The 16,056-nt window shown below is 66.9% G+C and carries 18 protein-coding genes and 6 pseudogenes; 10 read left to right on the top strand and 14 right to left on the bottom strand.

All coding sequences use genetic code 11. The features are described from left to right. Window positions 1-1,005: 1,005 nt before the first annotated feature. The 4 genes and pseudogenes from H7965_RS31310 to H7965_RS25150 all read left to right on the top strand — a co-directional run. A pseudogene (locus H7965_RS31310) lies at window positions 1,006-1,250 on the top strand (IS3-like element ISMtsp5 family transposase); the annotation flags it as partial. 463 nt (window positions 1,251-1,713) lie between these two features. Further along, entirely contained in the window at window positions 1,714-2,211 is a 498-nt protein-coding gene (locus H7965_RS25155) for a YciE/YciF ferroxidase family protein (RefSeq protein ID WP_222440809.1), read from the top strand. A 215-nt stretch (window positions 2,212-2,426) separates the two neighbouring features. Further along, on the top strand, window positions 2,427-2,891 hold the full coding sequence (locus H7965_RS31820; protein WP_315898710.1) for an MFS transporter: 465 nt from the start codon (window positions 2,427-2,429) through the stop codon (window positions 2,889-2,891). Then, window positions 2,888-4,138 (top strand): MFS transporter, encoded by a 1,251-nt coding sequence (locus H7965_RS25150; RefSeq protein WP_315898709.1) that lies wholly within the window; start codon window positions 2,888-2,890, stop codon window positions 4,136-4,138. Before H7965_RS31820 ends, H7965_RS25150 begins: the two co-directional genes overlap by 4 nt. Before the next feature lie 64 nt (window positions 4,139-4,202). Here the strand turns inward: H7965_RS25150 and H7965_RS25145 are convergent, their stop codons facing one another. The 9 genes from H7965_RS25145 to H7965_RS25115 all read right to left on the bottom strand — a co-directional run bounded on the left by H7965_RS25145 (window position 4,203) and on the right by H7965_RS25115 (window position 8,460). Further along, window positions 4,203-4,484, bottom strand: coding sequence for a hypothetical protein (locus H7965_RS25145; RefSeq protein WP_186773307.1), 282 nt, complete (start codon window positions 4,482-4,484; stop codon window positions 4,203-4,205). Window positions 4,485-4,929: 445 nt separating this feature from the next. Beyond that, window positions 4,930-5,154, bottom strand: a complete 225-nt coding sequence (locus H7965_RS25140; protein WP_186773306.1) for a hypothetical protein — start codon at window positions 5,152-5,154, stop codon at window positions 4,930-4,932. A 294-nt stretch (window positions 5,155-5,448) separates the two neighbouring features. Further along, window positions 5,449-5,877, bottom strand: coding sequence for an SRPBCC family protein (locus tag H7965_RS25135; protein WP_186773305.1), 429 nt, complete (start codon window positions 5,875-5,877; stop codon window positions 5,449-5,451). Between the two features lie 173 nt (window positions 5,878-6,050). Then, complete coding sequence (locus H7965_RS25130) at window positions 6,051-6,281, bottom strand: hypothetical protein (protein ID WP_186773304.1); 231 nt, start codon at window positions 6,279-6,281, stop codon at window positions 6,051-6,053. Window positions 6,282-6,362: 81 nt separating this feature from the next. Next, window positions 6,363-6,719, bottom strand: a complete 357-nt coding sequence (locus H7965_RS30500; RefSeq protein ID WP_268239778.1) for a dioxygenase family protein — start codon at window positions 6,717-6,719, stop codon at window positions 6,363-6,365. Next, the gene (locus H7965_RS30495) at window positions 6,677-6,847 is read right to left on the bottom strand and encodes a dioxygenase family protein (RefSeq protein ID WP_390624607.1); all 171 of its coding nucleotides are present in this window, start codon (window positions 6,845-6,847) and stop codon (window positions 6,677-6,679) included. The genes H7965_RS30500 and H7965_RS30495 overlap by 43 nt, the downstream gene beginning before the upstream one ends. 9 nt (window positions 6,848-6,856) lie before the next feature. Beyond that, on the bottom strand, window positions 6,857-7,063 hold the full coding sequence (locus H7965_RS30490; RefSeq protein WP_222440806.1) for a hypothetical protein: 207 nt from the start codon (window positions 7,061-7,063) through the stop codon (window positions 6,857-6,859). Then, the gene (locus H7965_RS25120) at window positions 7,060-7,530 is read right to left on the bottom strand and encodes a hypothetical protein (protein WP_186773303.1); all 471 of its coding nucleotides are present in this window, start codon (window positions 7,528-7,530) and stop codon (window positions 7,060-7,062) included. The genes H7965_RS30490 and H7965_RS25120 overlap by 4 nt, the downstream gene beginning before the upstream one ends. A 105-nt stretch (window positions 7,531-7,635) precedes the next feature. After that, on the bottom strand, window positions 7,636-8,460 hold the full coding sequence (locus H7965_RS25115; protein WP_186773302.1) for an SDR family NAD(P)-dependent oxidoreductase: 825 nt from the start codon (window positions 8,458-8,460) through the stop codon (window positions 7,636-7,638). Between the two features lie 315 nt (window positions 8,461-8,775). Between H7965_RS25115 and H7965_RS25110 the strand changes: the two are divergent. Continuing rightward, window positions 8,776-9,705: pseudogene (locus H7965_RS25110) on the top strand (IS5 family transposase); the annotation flags it as partial. Here H7965_RS25110 and H7965_RS25105 read toward each other — a convergent pair. After that, window positions 9,700-9,912, bottom strand: a pseudogene (locus H7965_RS25105) (helix-turn-helix domain-containing protein); the annotation flags it as partial. The pseudogenes H7965_RS25110 and H7965_RS25105 sit on opposite strands and share 6 nt — an antisense overlap. Window positions 9,913-10,292: 380 nt before the next feature. After that, a pseudogene (locus H7965_RS25100) lies at window positions 10,293-11,418 on the bottom strand (IS110 family RNA-guided transposase). Between the two features lie 261 nt (window positions 11,419-11,679). Here H7965_RS25100 and H7965_RS25095 point away from each other — a divergent pair. The 3 genes and pseudogenes from H7965_RS25095 to H7965_RS25085 all read left to right on the top strand — a co-directional run. Next, complete coding sequence (locus H7965_RS25095) at window positions 11,680-11,949, top strand: BrnT family toxin (protein ID WP_186773301.1); 270 nt, start codon at window positions 11,680-11,682, stop codon at window positions 11,947-11,949. Then, complete coding sequence (locus H7965_RS25090; RefSeq protein WP_186773300.1) at window positions 11,933-12,238, top strand: BrnA antitoxin family protein; 306 nt, start codon at window positions 11,933-11,935, stop codon at window positions 12,236-12,238. Before H7965_RS25095 ends, H7965_RS25090 begins: the two co-directional genes overlap by 17 nt. Window positions 12,239-12,306: 68 nt before the next feature. Continuing rightward, window positions 12,307-12,441: pseudogene (locus tag H7965_RS25085) on the top strand (IS630 family transposase); the annotation flags it as partial. Between the two features lie 566 nt (window positions 12,442-13,007). On the opposite strand, the gene istB reads toward H7965_RS25085, so the two are convergent. Beyond that, window positions 13,008-13,736, bottom strand: coding sequence for an IS21-like element helper ATPase IstB (istB, locus tag H7965_RS25080; protein WP_186773299.1), 729 nt, complete (start codon window positions 13,734-13,736; stop codon window positions 13,008-13,010). Continuing rightward, window positions 13,736-13,969: pseudogene (locus tag H7965_RS25075) on the bottom strand (IS21 family transposase); the annotation flags it as partial. The pseudogene H7965_RS25075 and the gene istB, both read right to left, overlap by 1 nt. Before the next feature lie 42 nt (window positions 13,970-14,011). Here H7965_RS25075 and H7965_RS25070 point away from each other — a divergent pair. Together H7965_RS25070 and H7965_RS25065 are read left to right on the top strand one after the other, a co-directional pair. Continuing rightward, window positions 14,012-14,422 (top strand): 2'-5' RNA ligase family protein, encoded by a 411-nt coding sequence (locus H7965_RS25070; protein ID WP_229682784.1) that lies wholly within the window; start codon window positions 14,012-14,014, stop codon window positions 14,420-14,422. A 189-nt stretch (window positions 14,423-14,611) separates the two neighbouring features. After that, window positions 14,612-15,661 carry an SDR family oxidoreductase gene (locus H7965_RS25065; RefSeq protein ID WP_186773298.1) on the top strand — a complete coding sequence of 350 codons (1,050 nt, stop codon included), beginning with the start codon at window positions 14,612-14,614 and terminating at the stop codon, window positions 15,659-15,661. A gap of 195 nt (window positions 15,662-15,856) precedes the next feature. On the opposite strand, the gene H7965_RS30485 is transcribed toward H7965_RS25065, so the two are convergent. Further along, on the bottom strand, window positions 15,857-16,056 hold a 200-nt coding region (locus H7965_RS30485; RefSeq protein ID WP_222440805.1), incomplete at its 5' end, for a hypothetical protein.

Raw genomic sequence — 16,056 nt, 5'->3', positions numbered from 1 at the left:
GAAAAGGGCGACGACGCGGCCGACGATGGCAGTTTTCAGGGACTGGGTCGGGTCCGGCTGTCGGGCGCGCGGCATTGGTTGTCTCATATGGGTGATATGGTGACGTCGGCGCGCACGGCCAGCCGCACCCCACGCTCGTCAAGGCGCTGACCAAAGTCTTTCGACGACGTAATATGCTCGAGGGAGGCAGCTACGGCACGATAGACAAGCTCGCCGCCGGTGAAGGGATCAACTCTTCCTACGTCTCTCGCGTGATGCGGCTGACACTGTTGGCGCCGGACATTTGGGAGACGATCCTTTATGGGCGGCAGTCGGAAAGGGTGACCCTGCCGGCGCTGATGGCGCCACTCCCGGGTTCGTGTCGTGCCTGCACAGGCGCTCGACGAGCCCGCACTCCACGAGGGGCCGCAGCGCGGCCTTGAGCGCGTCCGCCGTCTCCTTCGGGTACACCTCCCGGCCGGAGAGACGCACCGCGAAAGCTCGCATATGCTTCAGGCGCTTCGCCGGATCGTCGAGCGTCGCCTTCGTCCACCGGTAGAGCGGGTACTTCTCAAGCCCCTCCCGCTCGGCCTCCGCAACTTAGGCCTCGAGGGCGTCGAGCTGGCTGACCATGACCGCGCTGTGCGCCTCCAGGACCTCCGCCAGCGGCCGGAAGGCGAGAGCGTCGGGGTCGGCGCGGGCCGCGATGGCCAGCCCATCGGCGAGGTAGAGCTGGAGCTGATGCTGCCTTTCTGCGCCCAGCCAGTGAGGCCGGTGCGTGGGTCGAGGATGGTATCGGCGCCCTCGACGATGGCTGCCATGTCGGGCGGGCCAGCCCGATCCGCCGCTGACCCATCCTTGCCTCCACCGTTACCCTGCAGGCGCAAGCGAATCAGCATCCGGCACTGTCAGCAAGGTGTTTCACCGAGATTTCCACAGGGGCCGTACTCAAGTTCAGTTCCGCGCGAGATAGGCTCGCGCTGCTGCCAGTTCTGCTCGTGTCGGGCCACCGCTCCCGGCCACCCGCCCGCCTTCCTCCACGCGCCGGAGGGCAATGGCTGCGCGGCGGTCGGAGCAGTGCTTCGACCATTTGTACCCTGAAGGAAAACCTGCTCTGGGTGCGGACCCTCAACACCGTCGAGGACCTGCGGCAGGCGCTGCTCGAGTTGCGCGATACCTACAACGCGACCCGGCTGATCGAGCGACACCGCTTCAGGCCGCCCAGTGCCGTTCGGCAGGATCAGCTTTCATCCGCGGCTCTCGCCGCATAGGCTGCAGCTCGGTGTCTCAGCATCCGCAGGCGGTACAAGATCTCCCTGACGTCCGGCCCTGCGCCAACTCCACCTCGGCCTGCCGCAGCAGCCCGATTATCTGCTCCGCCGAGTGACGCTTCTTCGGCATCCCTGCCTCCTTCCAAGGAGGCCAACTCCCTCACCAAACTCGGAACCAACTCACGGGCGCAGGTCACATCGGCGCTCAGCATTATCGAGGCGACGGCCGACTGACCTGAGCTGGCGGCAAGCAGGGACCACCTTCCGATCAGCATGGCGCGTAAGCCGAGGCGCATCCTGATCGGGCTCGGCTGCGGCGCTCTTCCGGCGCTGGAGAGCATAGTGGCGGGCCATTGGCGGAAACCAACAAACCTCCTCTCCGCGCCACCGTTAACGGATGCTCAGTAAGCGGCGTGGTGCCGAGGGGCGCCATGGCATCGCCGGAGCAAGGAGGAAAGCCAAGATGGCCGAGAACATGAAAGCCTTGATGATCGAGAAGCTGAACCAGGCCTACACCGCCGAGAAGCTGGCGCTCGAGAACCTGCCCAAGCTGGCGCAAGCGGCAACGTCATCTTCCCTCAAGCAGGCTTTCGAGACGCATCGGCAAGAAACCCAGCAACAGGTCAGCCGCCTTGAGCAGGCAGGGCAGCAGATGGGTGCGCAGATCCAAGGTGCCCCCTGCGAGGCGATGCAGGGCCTCGCCGCCGAAGCCGAGCGCCTCATTGCACAGCACCAGCGCGGCCCGCTGCTGGATGTCATATTGGTAGCGTCCGCACAGGCCATCGAGCACCACGAGATTGCGGCCTATGGGACCATGCGCACGCTGGCACGATCGTCCGGTCTGCGGCCCGTGGCCGATCTGCTGGAGCAGACCCTGAAAGAGGAGAAGGCCACCGACGAGAAGCTGACGATGCTGGCCGAGAGCGAGATCAACCCGGCAGCGATGCAGCAGTCGGTCTGAGGGGTCGCTCGTTGCTGACCGTGCGGCTGAGGGCGCGGCACAGGTGCGCCGGCGCGGCCACGCGGCGCCAGGTCGGTATCGCTCCTTGCCGAGCGCCACCGCTTCGATTGGTTCTGGAAGTTACAGGTGCCGTGGGGTTCCATGGCGCCCGGCAGTGAGGGACTGCGCCAGGCTTCATCTGCCTGCCAGCTTGCGAAGCGCACCGACGCTGGCCGGTGAATGCGCTTGGTCGGGGCGCATATCTCAGGCACGGGCGGACGAGTAGTTCCCTGCCGCGCCACGGCTGTCCTCCCGCCCCAGAGGCGATTTCCGTCGTGTTAGCATCCCCTGCTTTCGCCCCGCTCCGCCACCGTGCTTTTCGCGCACTCTGGGTCGCCAATCTGGCCAGCAATACTGGGTTATGGATCCAGAACACTGGTGCCGGATGGTTGATGACCTCGCTCGCCCCCTCGCCGGTGATGGTCAGCTTGGTGCAGGCCGCGGCCATGCTGCCGGTCTTCCTCTTCGCCTTACCCGGGGGCGCGCTGGCCGACATCCTTGACCGCCGCCGCACCCTCGTCGCAGCCCAGCTTTGGATTGCCGCGGCCGGGCTCCTGCTCGCCGCGCTGGCTGCGCTGGGCCTGCTCGGCCCCTGGGGCCTGCTGGCCCTGACCTTCGCAATCGAGCGGGCACTGCGGTGATCTTCCCGGCCTGGGCAGCAGCGACACCCGAGCTGGTGCCGGGAGAGGACATGATTCAGGCAGTCGCTCTGAACGGCGTCGGTTTCAACCTGGCCCGCGCGCTCGGCCCAGCGCTCGGCGGCTTCGTCATGGCGGCCGCGGGCGCCGCGGCCGCCTTCACCCTGAACGCCCTCGGCTTTCTCGCGCTGCTCTGGGCATTGGTCGCCTGGCGCCGCCCCATGCCGCCCCGCTCGCACCTTCCGCCGGAGCGACTGCCATCGGCGGTACGTGCCGGCCTGCGCTGTGCCATTGCGGTCCCGGCCATGCGTGCGGCGATCCTGCGCGCTTGCGCCTTCTTTCTCTTCGCTTCCGCTGTCTGGGCGCTGCTTCCCCTTGTTGTGCGTGAGAGGCTGGAACTGGGCCCGGCAGCCTTTGGTCTCATGCTGGGCGTGGCTGGCGCCGGCGCCGTAGCGGCGGGGGTAGCGATGCCAATGCTCCGGGAGCGCCTCCCGCAGGGCAGGTTGGTGTTCTTCGCCTCGCTTCTGGCTTACGCCGCCACGGCACTGCTTGCCTTGGCTTCGCACTGGGCGCCTGCGGCTGCAGCCATGCTGCTTTTCGGCGCGGCCTGGCTCGTAGCTGGCAGCACGCTCGGGGTTGCCGCGCAGCTGACCGCACCGGCCTGGGCGCGTGCCCGGGCGCTCGGCGTCTATCACTTCGCCTTCTTCGGCGCGCTGGCACTCGGTGCTGCGTTGTGGGGATGGGTGGGAACGAGGTGGGGCGTGCCGATGGCCCTCAGCCTCTGTGCTGGCACCGGGGCTATCGCTGCGGCTGTGGTACGGCCTTGGCGACTTGACGGTGCGGCGCCGGGCACAGCGGGATCGCGGATCAAGGCTTTGCCCAGCATCCCCCTTCCCCGACCCAAGAGGCCTGCCTCAACGCTTGCTGACCTACTGCACGAAGACTCTAGGCGAGTGCTAGAGGCAGTTCACTACCGAATAGATCCTGCTGACCGCGATGCCTTCGTCGCAGCCATGGGGGAGGTCCGTCACGTACGTATGCGTGCTGGGGCCCTTGTCTGGAGACTTTACGAGGATGTTGCCGAGCCCGACCGTTGGACGGAGCTCTGGGCCGTCGAGTCCTGGACCGAGCACTTGCGGGAAGCGACGCGGTTGGACGAGGCGGACCGCGCGGCACTCGCCCACGCCGCCGCCATGCATAAGGGCGATGAACCGCCGAAGGCATCTCGACACCTTAACGTCAATCCGTGAGCCGAGGCCCATTGGATGCAGTTGTTCTCGGGTCGGTGGCGGTGAGCCGGGCCGCGCCCCCTGCCTATACGCCCCTGGCCTGCCTCAGCGCTTCCTGCGCTCGGTCGGCCACGGCATCGTCGACGGTTACCGAAACACGGATTCTGCCGCGCGTGGGGCTCGATCCTGGCTCTCCCGTCTTCGTGTCGCGATCCGCCCCTGAGGGTACCACACCAGCGGTGTTCTCATCGCTCGCTGCCATTACCTCGATGGTGGAGCGGTCGATGTTGTACTCCTGAACGAGGCGCTCGACTGCAAGCTCGGCCTCGCGCCGGATGTCGAACTCACCGCTGACTGTTCTGGGCATGGCGATTCTCCCCCTCAATGACAACAAGGTTTGACGCTGCCGCACCAGGGGACGTTTCTGCCGGCGTACATCACTGAAGCGTTCGTGTCACTTTGTTGCCGTCGTGTCGCATCCATCAGCTCTCCAGTGCGGGGGCCGCAGGTGCATCTCTGTAAGGATCGGCTGCCGCGGCATAGGCCCGATGCTTGGTGAAAAAGCCTCGGTGCAGCGCAGCGAGGCTGGCTATGCGCGGAAGGTGCGGCGGAAATCCTTCCATCCTCACGACCTGCTTCGCGCCTCGCCTCGAGGCTCGCCTTCGTGAGACCCTGGTCCGGTACGGTGCGGCAGCCCAAGGTGTAGAGCGGACTGGCAGGCGGCAGGGCGAGAACCATCCGGGTCCGCGGCATGTGGAACTCCGAGTTCACAACAATCAGGCGCCACAGGGTTCACATCGGACGCAGGTTGGTCATTGCTCACGATCCTCAGGGTTGGCTTTGCCCTTAGAGTCCTCTTTCACTCGCGCCGCCACGGCTTCCGTCGCGGCACGGTCGTCGCCGCCATAGCCTGACTTGGGCACTGCTTCGCCCGCCGTGTTCCCTGCGTCCGCATTACCAAGTGTGGGAGCTCCTTGGCCTTTCTCCTCCTCGGTCCAGCCGGGCTCCCCGGTTCCCTTACTCTCGTCGTTCGGCACTTGCGGCTCCTTTGGCACGAAGTTGGAAGGCTCAACGCAAGAAGCAGTTCCGGTACGTCGTGCGGCCGGTCACGCCGAGGAAGCGAATCGGTGCTACGTTCCGCATGCTAAACTTTGCCGCCGCTGGGACTGACCATTGCGGTCGCTGGTTCTGTTCCTGTCTGCACCGCCCCATGCGCCGGTCAGTCCCCTCGCGTGAAGTCCCCCGCCGACCTTACCGACGGCGCGACTGTCTCATCGTCGCTGGCCCGGGGCCGTGTAAGGTCCCCCTTTGTCGACTTGAGGCTGCGTAGCTCAGATATCTGGGTCGCTGGTGGCGCTATGGCCGAAAGCACGGCCAGAAACATCAGCTGTATGCAGGTCCGGATCGCCTCCTCCGGCCCGCTCGAGATGCGACTTCAGGCTCTGCAACGCGGCCTCCGCGCTGAAACGAGCAGCGTCCTCCGGCGTCTCCGGTCCGGTGGGGTCGGCCGCCGGGGCGGTGTCGCGCTGCAGGTACAGCGTCAGCGTCGTCACCCCCTCTGTCCCATGCACCCGCCACTCTCCAACCGGGTCAAAGGACCAGCGCACCGTGCCGGCGGCACGGTCGCTTTCCAACCCAGTCTCCGGCAGTTCCGTCTCCTCACGACGCAGCTGCGGTAACCAGTCACGCAAATGGGCCAGGTCCGCCAGGTAGGCAAAGACCTCGTCGGCTGGACGGGCGATGGTGATCTGCTGCTCCATCACTCGGAAACGCCATGCGCAGCGCCCCAGTTGCGGTCAGACCTGGTTCTTGTTGGGTTCCGGCGTGATGGCGGGATGTCACACGACCGGAGCGGCAACGAGGGCGCCAGGCAAAGCTTTGCCGCGGCGCCGGGCATCGAGCGCGACGACGACCCATTGGGTAGGCTCGGCGATCAGCCAGGTGCCCTCTTAGCGGCATCCGGGTTCGAGCCGGCATCCTCGTCGAGGTCCTCCACGATTTCCTTTAGCGCCGATTTATCAAGCCTCTTGGCTTTCTCGATCAGCTGGTCGGCCTCGGCCTCCCGCCCCTCCGCGAGCTTTCCGAGCGCCGCTTCGCCGAGGTCCCTCGCCCTCTCATGCCGGTTGTCATCGGGCGGCGCCGATTCCTTGCCTTGCTGTGCCATGATGTGCTCCGCGCAGGATTTCGCCAAAACTGGAATTCAGGCATCCGGTTCCGGCTGACACTGCCCCGGCTTGCTGCCGAGTTAGGCGAGCACAATGTCCCGGCTAGCACGTAGGGCGCCGGGCTCGAGCCGATCGGCGGGTTCCACGCGCAGCAACAGCGCCTCGCGCTGGCGCGGGTCGCGTAAGGCATTGAACAGCCCGTCGCGCTCATTCAGCGGCTCGCCAGCCAGATAGAACTGCGTCACCAGCGGGGCCCGCCCCGGCGCCGTCACCGCGACATGGATGTGCGGTGTCCGCCCAGGGTATGGGACCGGCCGAATGGTGCGGAAGGCATAGCCGCCGTCCGACCCCGTCAACGCCCGTCCTCGCCCCTGGAAGCCCGGATCGCGCCCCTCTACCTGGTTACGCGGGGGCGGTAGCGACCGAAGGCGTCGCACTGCCAGATCTCCACCACCGCGCCCGGCAAGGGCTCACCCCGCGCATCCAGAACGCGGCCGCGCAGGTGCGCCACCACGCCCTGCGCCCGCGCCGCCTCACCCGTGACCCGCACCAGGTCGACGTCCACGTCGCCCGACTAGTCCACGGGGTAGAAGGGCCCGGCCGTCTGCCGCGGAGTGGGCAGTAGCGTGGTGGTCTGGGCCAGCCCCATCCTGCCCGAGATCAGCGGCCCGACCGCGATGGCGGCAAGCCCCGAAGCCACGAGGCGACGACCGAGCAGAGACGGCGTGATGGGCGGCGGCATGGCGGCCTCCGTTGGCGGGATGGCAGGAAATATGGTCATCGCGTCTGTGTGCCGCGAGGCGGGGCGCGCCAGTCAGCCTCAAGAGCAAAGTCGGCGATCCGGAGCCCATGCCAGTACGCCTCGCCGAGATAGAAACTGGGCCGGAGCAGCCGTAGCTCGTCTTGGACGCCGCGCGCGACCAGGGAGCTCCGGGAGTAGTCGAGGATGATGCATTCGCGCCCGTCCAGCCGGCTCGGCCCCGTACGGACTTCGGCAGTGACGGCATGGACCCCCAAGTGCAACACCTGATTGGTCAGCCGTCGCGCCTCAGCGTCGAAGACCTTACCGCGCCACGCCAAGCGCCCGGCCGATGCCGCGATGCCACGTAGGGGTACGACGCCCAGCGGGAGGATGAGCGTTCCCTGGTACTCGCCGCCCGGCACCGGCCCCGCCTCCGCGGTGGCAAAGAGCTCGTCCAGCTCCGCTCTCGACATCATGAGGAGCCGGGCGGCATCACTGGTCACCATGTGGCGCATCGTTCCTGGGGTGCGTCGCATCAGCAGCGGCCGAGGCATCGAGGGCCGGGAGAATGCCCCAAGTGTGACGCACCGCGTTGACCCGCTCTCAGCACCTCAGGCGATCTCCGAACCAGCCCTCCACTTTGGTGTGCCGCGGAAGGGGCGCATGTCCGGATAGCCGCTGACCGCCCAGGCCCCGTCCACGAGCAGGCTCGCGCCGGAGACGTAGGTGGCATCCTCACTGGCGAGGAACAGCGCCGGACCGGCTATCTCCTCCGGTTGCGCCGGCCGGCCGAGCGGGATGCGCGCCTTGAAAGCGGCTAGCGCCTCAGGGTTGCCGAAATGCCGGCGGGTCAAGGGGGTCTGCACAAGGCCGGGCAACACTGCGTTTACGCGGACGCCTTGGTCGGTCCACTCCAACGCGCCATTGCGGGTCAGCATCTCCACCCCCGCCTTGGCCGAGGCGTAGGCCGCGCCCGCGTGCATCGGCACATGCGCGTTGAGGGAGGCGATGTTCACAATGGCGCCCCCGGCCCCTTGCGCGAGCATCTGCCGCGCCTGGTGCTTCATGCAGAGGAACACCCCCTTCAGGCAAAGGTCCACGGTGTAGTCCCAGGCCTCCTCGGTTAGGTCCACGAGGTAGCCTGGACGGGACGCCCCCGCGGCGTTGAATGCACAGTCCAGCACGCCGAACCGGCCCACGGCGCTGCGCACCAGCTCCTCGATCTCGCGTTCCTTCGTGACGTCAGTCTGAACACAAAGGATGCTGTCGCTCTCGAACTCCGCCTCCACAGTTCGTAGCCGTTCGGGATCGACGTCGGCGCAAACGACGGCGGCACTCTCCGCGAGCAGGCGCCGCAGGATGGCCAGACCGATGCCGGACGCGCCTCCGGTGACGACCGCAGTCTTGCCAGCGAATCTCTTTCCATCGTTCGACATGGTGTTCCTCCCGAGAGGATCATGGCGCGGCCGGTGCTCCAGGTATACCTGGGCGTGGCCTCCTCCTGCGCAGGACATCGCAAGCACGCTCCGCCGTTCATTGGTCTCGTGTGCCCGGTCTCAGCTGATTTCCTGCGTGGTCCCTGCAAGCTCTGCGCGGAGCATGCCCTTGTTGCTCCTGTGCGGGCCGTGCAGGGGTTGTGCCGGCCCTTGGCACTCAGGCGCAGCGGGATCTTGTTGCACGGATCGTCCGATTGAACGGCTTCGGGTAGAGTGAGGCCGGGGCGAGGCCCTCCACTGTTTAGGGGCCGCCTCTTGCCGCTCAAAGCGCGCGCCGACCGCCGCCATCATATTCTCAAGCAGGGGCACCGGGTGACCAACTGGGCCGCATACGAGGCCGCGCTCCGCGCCCGCGGCAGCCTGACGGTGTGGTTTTCCGCAGAAGCCGTCGGAGGGTGGCGCGCTGCACCGCGCACCACCCGCGGTGGGCAACCCTCCTATTCGGACTTGGCGATCGCCACGGCGCTGACTTTGCGCGCGGTGTTCCGCCTGGCGCTGCGCCAGACCGAGGGCCTGATCGGCTCCATTCTGCAGTTGCTTGGTCTGGATCTCGCGGTACCCGACCGCAGTACGATGAGCCGCCGAGCTGAAACGCTAAAACTGCCGCGGCTGGGCGGCGGGCGGGAACCCGTACATCTACTGGTGGACAGCACGGGGCTGCGGCTCTGCGGGCCCGGCGAGTGGCTGGTCGAGAAACATGGAACGCGGCGACGCCGGTCGTGGCGGAAGCTGCATCTCGCGACCGACGCCGATACCGGCTGGATCGTCGCTGGGGTGCTGATTGAGCATGATGCCGACGACGGCTTGCAGGTTGGCCCCTTGCTCGAACAAGTTGACGGCCCGGTGGCGTCCTTCACCGGGGATGGCGCGTACGACCGCGATGATGTCTACGCCAACGTCGCGGCACGGCATCCCGATGCGGTCATGATCGTGCCGCCACGCGCGAGTGCGGTTCCGAGCGATACTGCGAAGACTGCACCGACACAACGCGACCGGCATCTGCAGTGCATTGCCGAGCGCGACCGCATGGGCTGGCAGCGGGCATCGCGGTACAACTGGCGCGCCCTGGTGGAGGCCGATGTGTCGCGCTAGAAGCGCGTCATCGGTGACGGGCTCCGTTCGCAAACCGACGGTCGGCAGGTGACCGAGGTGGCGATCTCTGCCGACGCGCTGAACCGAACCCTGTTCGGCGTAGCGCCGTTGCCAGCGCCAGACCGCGGAGCGACTGACGCCCGCGCGGCGCGCCACCTCCAGAACCGGCAGCCGCTCCGCGGACAGCAGGATGATGTTGACCCGCTGCACACGCCTGAGCGGACGGTTCCGGTCACCAAGGATCGCAGCGAGGCAGGTGCGATCCTCAGATCCAACGATGACGCTGACGGTCTGGGCCATGCCCAGATTACTCCACCGCAGCGCCCTGCTGTGAATCCTCCGTCTGGGTCAGTGCACTCTCATGTCCGCCGTTTCAAGCAGCAGGTGCAGTGATCCTTGGCCTGTTTTTACAGGCTGTTCAGCATGACCGTCGCTGGACAGGGCAGGAGGCACGATCATAAGACGACGGTTGATCATGCTCTGATACGCGGGTTGGCTACCGCAGGACCGGTGATGCGTCGCGAAGCTTCCTCTGTCTAGCGGCCAGCGTCGGATCGGATCCGGTTGGTAGTGCACACGAGGGTTCTCCTGCCGTGACCGTGCCCCCAGCCTTGTCCAGCTTGGGATGAAATCGTGTCGGTGATCGGCCTCCCTGGCCAGCGTTGTGGAGGATCGGAGTGTCAGTCGGCAGCAGGCTGGGCCTGTCTGGCAATAGCCCAGACAAAACCCGCCAGTTCGCGGGCGATGGCAGCGGTGACCACGTTCGGCGGTTTCCCCGCCCTGGCTAGCTTGCGGTAGCGCCCGCACAGCCGCTCTTGTGCCTTCCAAGCGGTGTCGCGGATCGGCTTGGCCAAACCCTCCTGGCGCAGCAGAAGCTCCCGGCTGATCCGGGTCGGGAACCGGTAGCTCCAGGCTGCTTCGATCAGCATGCGCCGGGCTGAGCCGTTCCCGGCCTTGGTGATCGCGCCCTGGCGTCGGGTCCCGCCGCTGGAATGCTCGGACGGGACCAGCCCAAGATAGGCCATCAGCTGCCGCGGATTGGTGAAGCGGGTGATGTCGCCAAGCTCGGCGACCAGTGTCGCTGCCGCTACCAGCGCCATGCCGCGCAGGGCCTGCAGCGCCCGCACCACCGGTGCCAAGGACCAGTCCGGCAACGCTGCCGCGATATGAGCCTCCAAGCGATCGCGCCGAGCCGTCGCCGCCTCGACCGCGGCGATGCAGTCCTCCAGGACGAGGTGGTGGGCTGCTTGCGCGAAGCGCAGCCCGGCCAGCCAGCGTCGGTGCATCAGGGTCCAGGCCGGTCGGCTGTAGTGCTGACCTTGTCGTAGCAGAAAGCCGGATAGATGCTGGCGAGCCTGCCGCAGGGCACGCACGGCTGCCTGACGTGCCCGCACCAGGTCGCGGACGGCCTCATGTGCCGGGTCTGGCACCCAGACCGGGGTCAGCTCTCCCGCCCGATGCAGTCTAGCCAGGTTGGCTGCATCCCGCCGGTCGGTCTTGATCCGATCACCCGGCTTGCGTGGGATCAGCGAGGGCGCGACCACGGCGCACTCATACCCGGCGGCGCTCAGTTGCCGCTGAATTCCGTAGCCGCACGGTCCGTTGACGGCAGTGCCGTCAACCGTAGCAAAAACGCAGCACCGAACCGGACTCCGCCAACTTGCTCACCAATGCCTTCAGCGCCGTCGGGGTGTTGGCGATGGTGCCGTACTCCCTGACTTCGCTCCGCCTGCCCGCCTCGGCCAAGGCCACCGCGATCGTCTCCTTGTGCACATCAAGGCCGATATAGGTGATAGGCTTCTCCATGACTCGTCTCCCTATACATGGTGCACGCATGCGTGCACCGGTGCCGGACTACCCGGCGCAACCCTCGCAACCTGCATACTGTGAGACGGGTCGCCCCTAACTCAGGCGGACATCTGGTCTAGCACCGCATTGGCCCGCATCTCCTCGCATAACGTTACCGGCCGTCCGAAGGAGCGCGTCACCACAGTGTGCCGACGGGCGATATTTTTGTAGCTACGATAAACCTTGCATGCTTCGGCTTTTCGTATATACACAGTATGCATGGTCACCGAGTGGGACGAAGAGAAGCGCGCCGCGAACATCGCCAAGCACGCCGTCGATTTCGCTGCCGCTGAGGACTTCGACTGGTCAGTGGCCCTGGTCCTTGCGGACACCCGCAGGAACTACGGCGAGGTGAGGCTGGTAGCGATCGGCCCGGTCGGTGACCTGCTGCATGTGCTGGTCTTCACGATCCGCAGGACGCACCTTCGGATCATCAGCCTGCGACGCGCCAGCACTAAGGAGGCAAAGCAATATGGCGCCCAAGTATAGGCTGCCCACGGCAGAGGAAGAGGCGGCGATCCAGCGCGGCATTGCCGAGGATCCCGACAACCCCGAGTGGACCGACGCGGATTTCGCCGCGGCGCGGCCGGCAGTCGAGGTGGTGCCGGCGGTGGTGGCCGCACATGCGCGGCGCAAGCGTGGCCCGCAGAAGGCACCGACCAAGCTGCTGGTATCGATCCGGCTGGACAGGGATGTGGTCGACCGGCTTCGTGCGACCGGCGACGGCTGGCAGAGCCGCGCGAACGATCTACTCCGACAAGCGCTGCTCGACACCTAGTGGATCGCGCCTGACGGAAGAGTCCCGGAAGGGATTCCAGCGCTCGGCCTGAGATGCGAGTCTGGTGCATGCGCACAGGCATCATCGTCGAGGTGAGCGCCGCCGACCGAACCCGGCTGCAGGCGATCGTGGCGGACCGCAACAGCCCGCAGAAGCACGTCTGGCGGGCCGAGATTGTCCTGCTGACGGCCGACGGCCTTGGGCCTTGGCAATGCGTGGGCTGCGCGACGCTGGCCCTGCAGCCTCGACCGGCGGCTCGCAGGCCTCGTTACCGGCTATGCGGGTTGCTGCGGTGACGGCTCACTGAGGATCGCAGCAAGGCGGATGCGATCCTCAGATCCAACGATGACGCTGACGGTCTGGGCCATGCCTGGAGAATTCCACCGCAGCGCCTCGTTGTGAATCCTCCGTCTGGGTCAGTGCACTATGCACCCGCCCCGAGGCTTGCCCGCACAGCGGGCAGGCGCAGGTGGAGGATTTGGGCTGGGTCAGGATGACGATGCAGTCGGGCTCGGGCAGGACCTGCTGGACCGCCGGGATCAGAGGCAATAAACGGCGAAGCAACTCGGCACAGTACAAACAAAGGACAAGAGCCTACCTATATGGGGTATGGGGCGCGCGCCGCCCCGGACACGCCTCGCTGCACCAGAACTCGTGGAGAGCCCAAAAGGGACCCCTTGCTGGCACGCTGTATTCGCTTGGGTCGTTCGTCCCGGAGCCGTAGGCGGAGGGGCGGACGACCCGAGCGTGGCCGTTGCTTCTGGAAGGGTCAGGCGCGGTTTTTGAACCGCCAACTGTCGTTGCCGGTCTCGACGATGTCGCAGTGGTGGGTCAGCCGGTCGAGCAGCGCCGTTGTCATCTTGGCGTCGCCGAACACGCTCGGCCATTCACCAAAGGCGAGGTTGGTAGTGACTATGACGGAGGTCTGCTCGTAGAGACGGCTGACCAAGTGGAACAGCAGCTGACCGCCGGACTGCGCGAACGGCAGGTAGCCAAGCTCGTCGAGCACGACGAAGTCCATCCGGCAGAGGTGGTCGGCCATGCGACCATGCCGACCGGCGCGGCCCTCGGCCTCAAGCCGGTTCACCAGATCGACCACATTGTAGAACCGGCCGCGCTCCCTGTCGCGGATGCAGGCCCGAGCGATGGCGATCGCCAGATGGGTTTTGCCGGCACCGGTGCCGCCGACCAACACCACGTTGCGCTGGTGCGCCAGGAAGTTGCCCCCGGCGAGGTCGCGCACCAGCACCTCGTTGATCGGCGTGCCGTCGAAGCTGAAGTCGTCCACGTCCTTGGCCAGCGGCAGCTTAGCAATGGTGATCTGGTACTTGATCGAGCGGGCCTGCTTCTCGGCGATCTCGGCGGCCACGAGGTCGCCGATCACCCGCTGCGGCTCATGCTGGCGCTTCACTGCCGTGGCGACGATCTGGTCGAACGCCGCCTTCATGCCGTACAGCTTCAGTTCGCCCATCGTGGCGAGGATCTCGGTACGCTCCATCACACGCCGCTCCTCAGGCTGTCGTAGCGGGCGCAGTCGGCGGCAGGCTCGTGCCGCAGCCGCAGCGCCTCGGGGGTCAGGATGGCGACCGGCGGCATCGGCTCGCGCTACCGGGCCAGGATGTTCAGGATGACGTCGGCCGAGTGGACGCCGTCGCGCAATGCCTCGGCGCAGGCCGCTTCGGCCGCCGTCAGCCCGTCGCTCAGCACCGCGGTGAGGATGTCGACCATCTGCACGCCGAGCGCAAAGTTCATTTCCCATCCGAGCGGAACTACTTGCCAGCGCATCTGACGCTGTTCCACCACTTGCCGGGCGCGGCGATCGAGGCCATCGGTAGCCGACTGCGTGCGGCGTGTGCAGGGCAGCCTTGCTTCACGCTCGAGGTGCATGACCTCTGGATGATGGGGCGCGGGGTGGCCTACCGGCTGCGCTCACCGGCGCTCGCCCGGCTGCATGCCGAGCTGGCCGAGGTTTGGCGGGACTGGTTAACGCCGCAGGACCGGCAGCTATTGCGGCCGCATGTCACTATCCAGAACAAGGCCAGTGCGGAGCAGGCGCGCGCATTGCATGACCGGCTTCGTTCCGGCTTCGCGCCATTCGAGGTCCAGGGCACCGGGTTGCTGCTGTGGCACTACCGGGGCGGACCGTGGGAGCCGGCAGCGGCTTATCCTTTCAGCGATGCCTAGGGCGACTGCCGCAGGCTTCACCGCCTGCGGCTCGCCGCCTGACCCGCAACTCCACTATCCCACCGCCAGCAAACTCAAACCCGACAGGCTGCTAGAGCGCCAACTGGTCGAGGGTGTCGATGGGCGCAGGCGTGCCTGTGGCAACTGCTCCCCTGACTGTGGGTTGAGGCTTGAAGCCAGGAGAGCCCCATGCCTCGCATCCGCTTGAAGCCGGTTTCGCGGCAGACCATCGTCGTCACCGGTGCGACCTCCGGCATCGGACTGGCCACCACGCGTATGGCCACCGAGCGCGGCGCGGCGGTGGTGCTCGCCGCCCGCAACGAGGACGCGCTGCGGCGCCTTGTTGAGGAGATTCGCGGCCGAGGCGGACGGGCCGAGTACCAGGTGGCAGACGTGGCCGACCCGGTGCAGGTGGACGCGGTCGCGGCGAAGGCCATTGAGGCCTTCGGCGGCTTCGACTCCTGGGTCAACGACGCTGGTGCCTTCATCTACGGCCGCATGGAGGACGTTTCCCTCGCAGACCAGCGGCGCTTGTTTGACGTGACCTACTGGGGCGTCGTCCACGGCACCCTCGCCGCCGCGCGTCACCTCCGGAAGCGGGGCGGGGCGATCGTCAACGTCGGGAGTGTGCTGGGCGACCGCGCCATTGCGCTGCAGGGGCCCTATTGTGCGGCCAAGGCAGCGGTAAAGAACGCCACTGACGCGTTCCGGATGGAGTTCGAGGGCGAGGGGCTGCCGATCTCAGTCACGCTGATCAAGCCCGGGCCGATCGATACGCCCTTCATGGAGCACGCGCGCAACGCGATGGGGACCAGGGGCACCCGCAATCCACCCCCGTCCTACCACCCGCGCGTGGCCGCGCGCGCCATCCTGCACGCCTGTGAGACCTCCGTGCGCGACCTCTACGTTGGCTCAGCGGGCTGGCTGACCAGCGTAGGAAGCGCGCTCGCGCCCCGGCTGACCGACTACGCCATGGAGATGCTGGCCAAGCCGATGCAAACGAGCGAGGACCCTGGGCGTGCGGAGCGACGGGACAACCTGTACGAGCCGAAGGAGGATCTCTCCGAGCGGAGCAGCCTGGCTGGACCGTCGCCACGCGGCAGGAGCCTGTTGCTGGACGTCCAGATGAACCCTGGGAAGGCGGCCGCGATTGCGGCAGGGCTCGCAGCGGCGTTGGGTGCGGTCTTGGTCAGCGCAAGGGCCAGCACCTCTCGCCTCGGGCATGGCCGTCGCTGGTAGCGTCCCACCGAGGTAGCGCTCTCAGGACCCGTGCCGGCGCGGCTGCTCCGGCATTCCACCGCACAGATCAGCCCCGAGCGCTTCGCAGGCTTCATGGAAGTGCTGCGCGAGCTAGGAGCGCGTCCCGGTAACCGCATTTCGGACTGACCGCCGCTGGGGCGGAGCGGTATTCCTCGCCGGCGCGCCCGCCGTGCATCAGGCAGCGGCTGCCCTGGCGAGCTTGGTGAGGTTATGGGCGGTGCAGACCAGCGCCCATTCGTGTTTCACCGTAACCGTCGTCCCGCCCGCACGGTGAGCCTCGGCTGATCTGCCTTTCGGCTGGTTTCTCGGGCGCATGATGGCGCGGTAGCCTGAGCGCTCCGGCGAGACGGGGTGGAGATGGCGGTCGAGGACGA

The sequence above is a fragment of the Siccirubricoccus deserti genome, from assembly GCF_014283215.1.
In the GTDB taxonomy this organism is placed as follows: Bacteria; Pseudomonadota; Alphaproteobacteria; order Acetobacterales; family Acetobacteraceae; genus Siccirubricoccus; species Siccirubricoccus deserti.
Note: the sequence above shows the minus strand (reverse complement) of the source record. Positions and strands in the feature narration are given on the sequence as shown.

Coding starts and splice junctions, on each gene's coding strand:
- H7965_RS25155 (WP_222440809.1), top strand. CDS start 1,714: ATGGCCGAGAACATGAAAGCCTTGATGATCGAGAAGCTGAACCAGGCC.
- H7965_RS25145 (WP_186773307.1), bottom strand. CDS start 4,484: ATGCCCAGAACAGTCAGCGGTGAGTTCGACATCCGGCGCGAGGCCGAG.
- H7965_RS25135 (WP_186773305.1), bottom strand. CDS start 5,877: ATGGAGCAGCAGATCACCATCGCCCGTCCAGCCGACGAGGTCTTTGCC.
- H7965_RS25130 (WP_186773304.1), bottom strand. CDS start 6,281: ATGGCACAGCAAGGCAAGGAATCGGCGCCGCCCGATGACAACCGGCAT.
- H7965_RS30490 (WP_222440806.1), bottom strand. CDS start 7,063: ATGACCATATTTCCTGCCATCCCGCCAACGGAGGCCGCCATGCCGCCG.
- H7965_RS25120 (WP_186773303.1), bottom strand. CDS start 7,530: ATGGTGACCAGTGATGCCGCCCGGCTCCTCATGATGTCGAGAGCGGAG.
- H7965_RS25115 (WP_186773302.1), bottom strand. CDS start 8,460: ATGTCGAACGATGGAAAGAGATTCGCTGGCAAGACTGCGGTCGTCACC.
- H7965_RS25095 (WP_186773301.1), top strand. CDS start 11,680: ATGGTCACCGAGTGGGACGAAGAGAAGCGCGCCGCGAACATCGCCAAG.
- H7965_RS25090 (WP_186773300.1), top strand. CDS start 11,933: ATGGCGCCCAAGTATAGGCTGCCCACGGCAGAGGAAGAGGCGGCGATC.
- istB (WP_186773299.1), bottom strand. CDS start 13,736: ATGGAGCGTACCGAGATCCTCGCCACGATGGGCGAACTGAAGCTGTAC.
- H7965_RS25065 (WP_186773298.1), top strand. CDS start 14,612: ATGCCTCGCATCCGCTTGAAGCCGGTTTCGCGGCAGACCATCGTCGTC.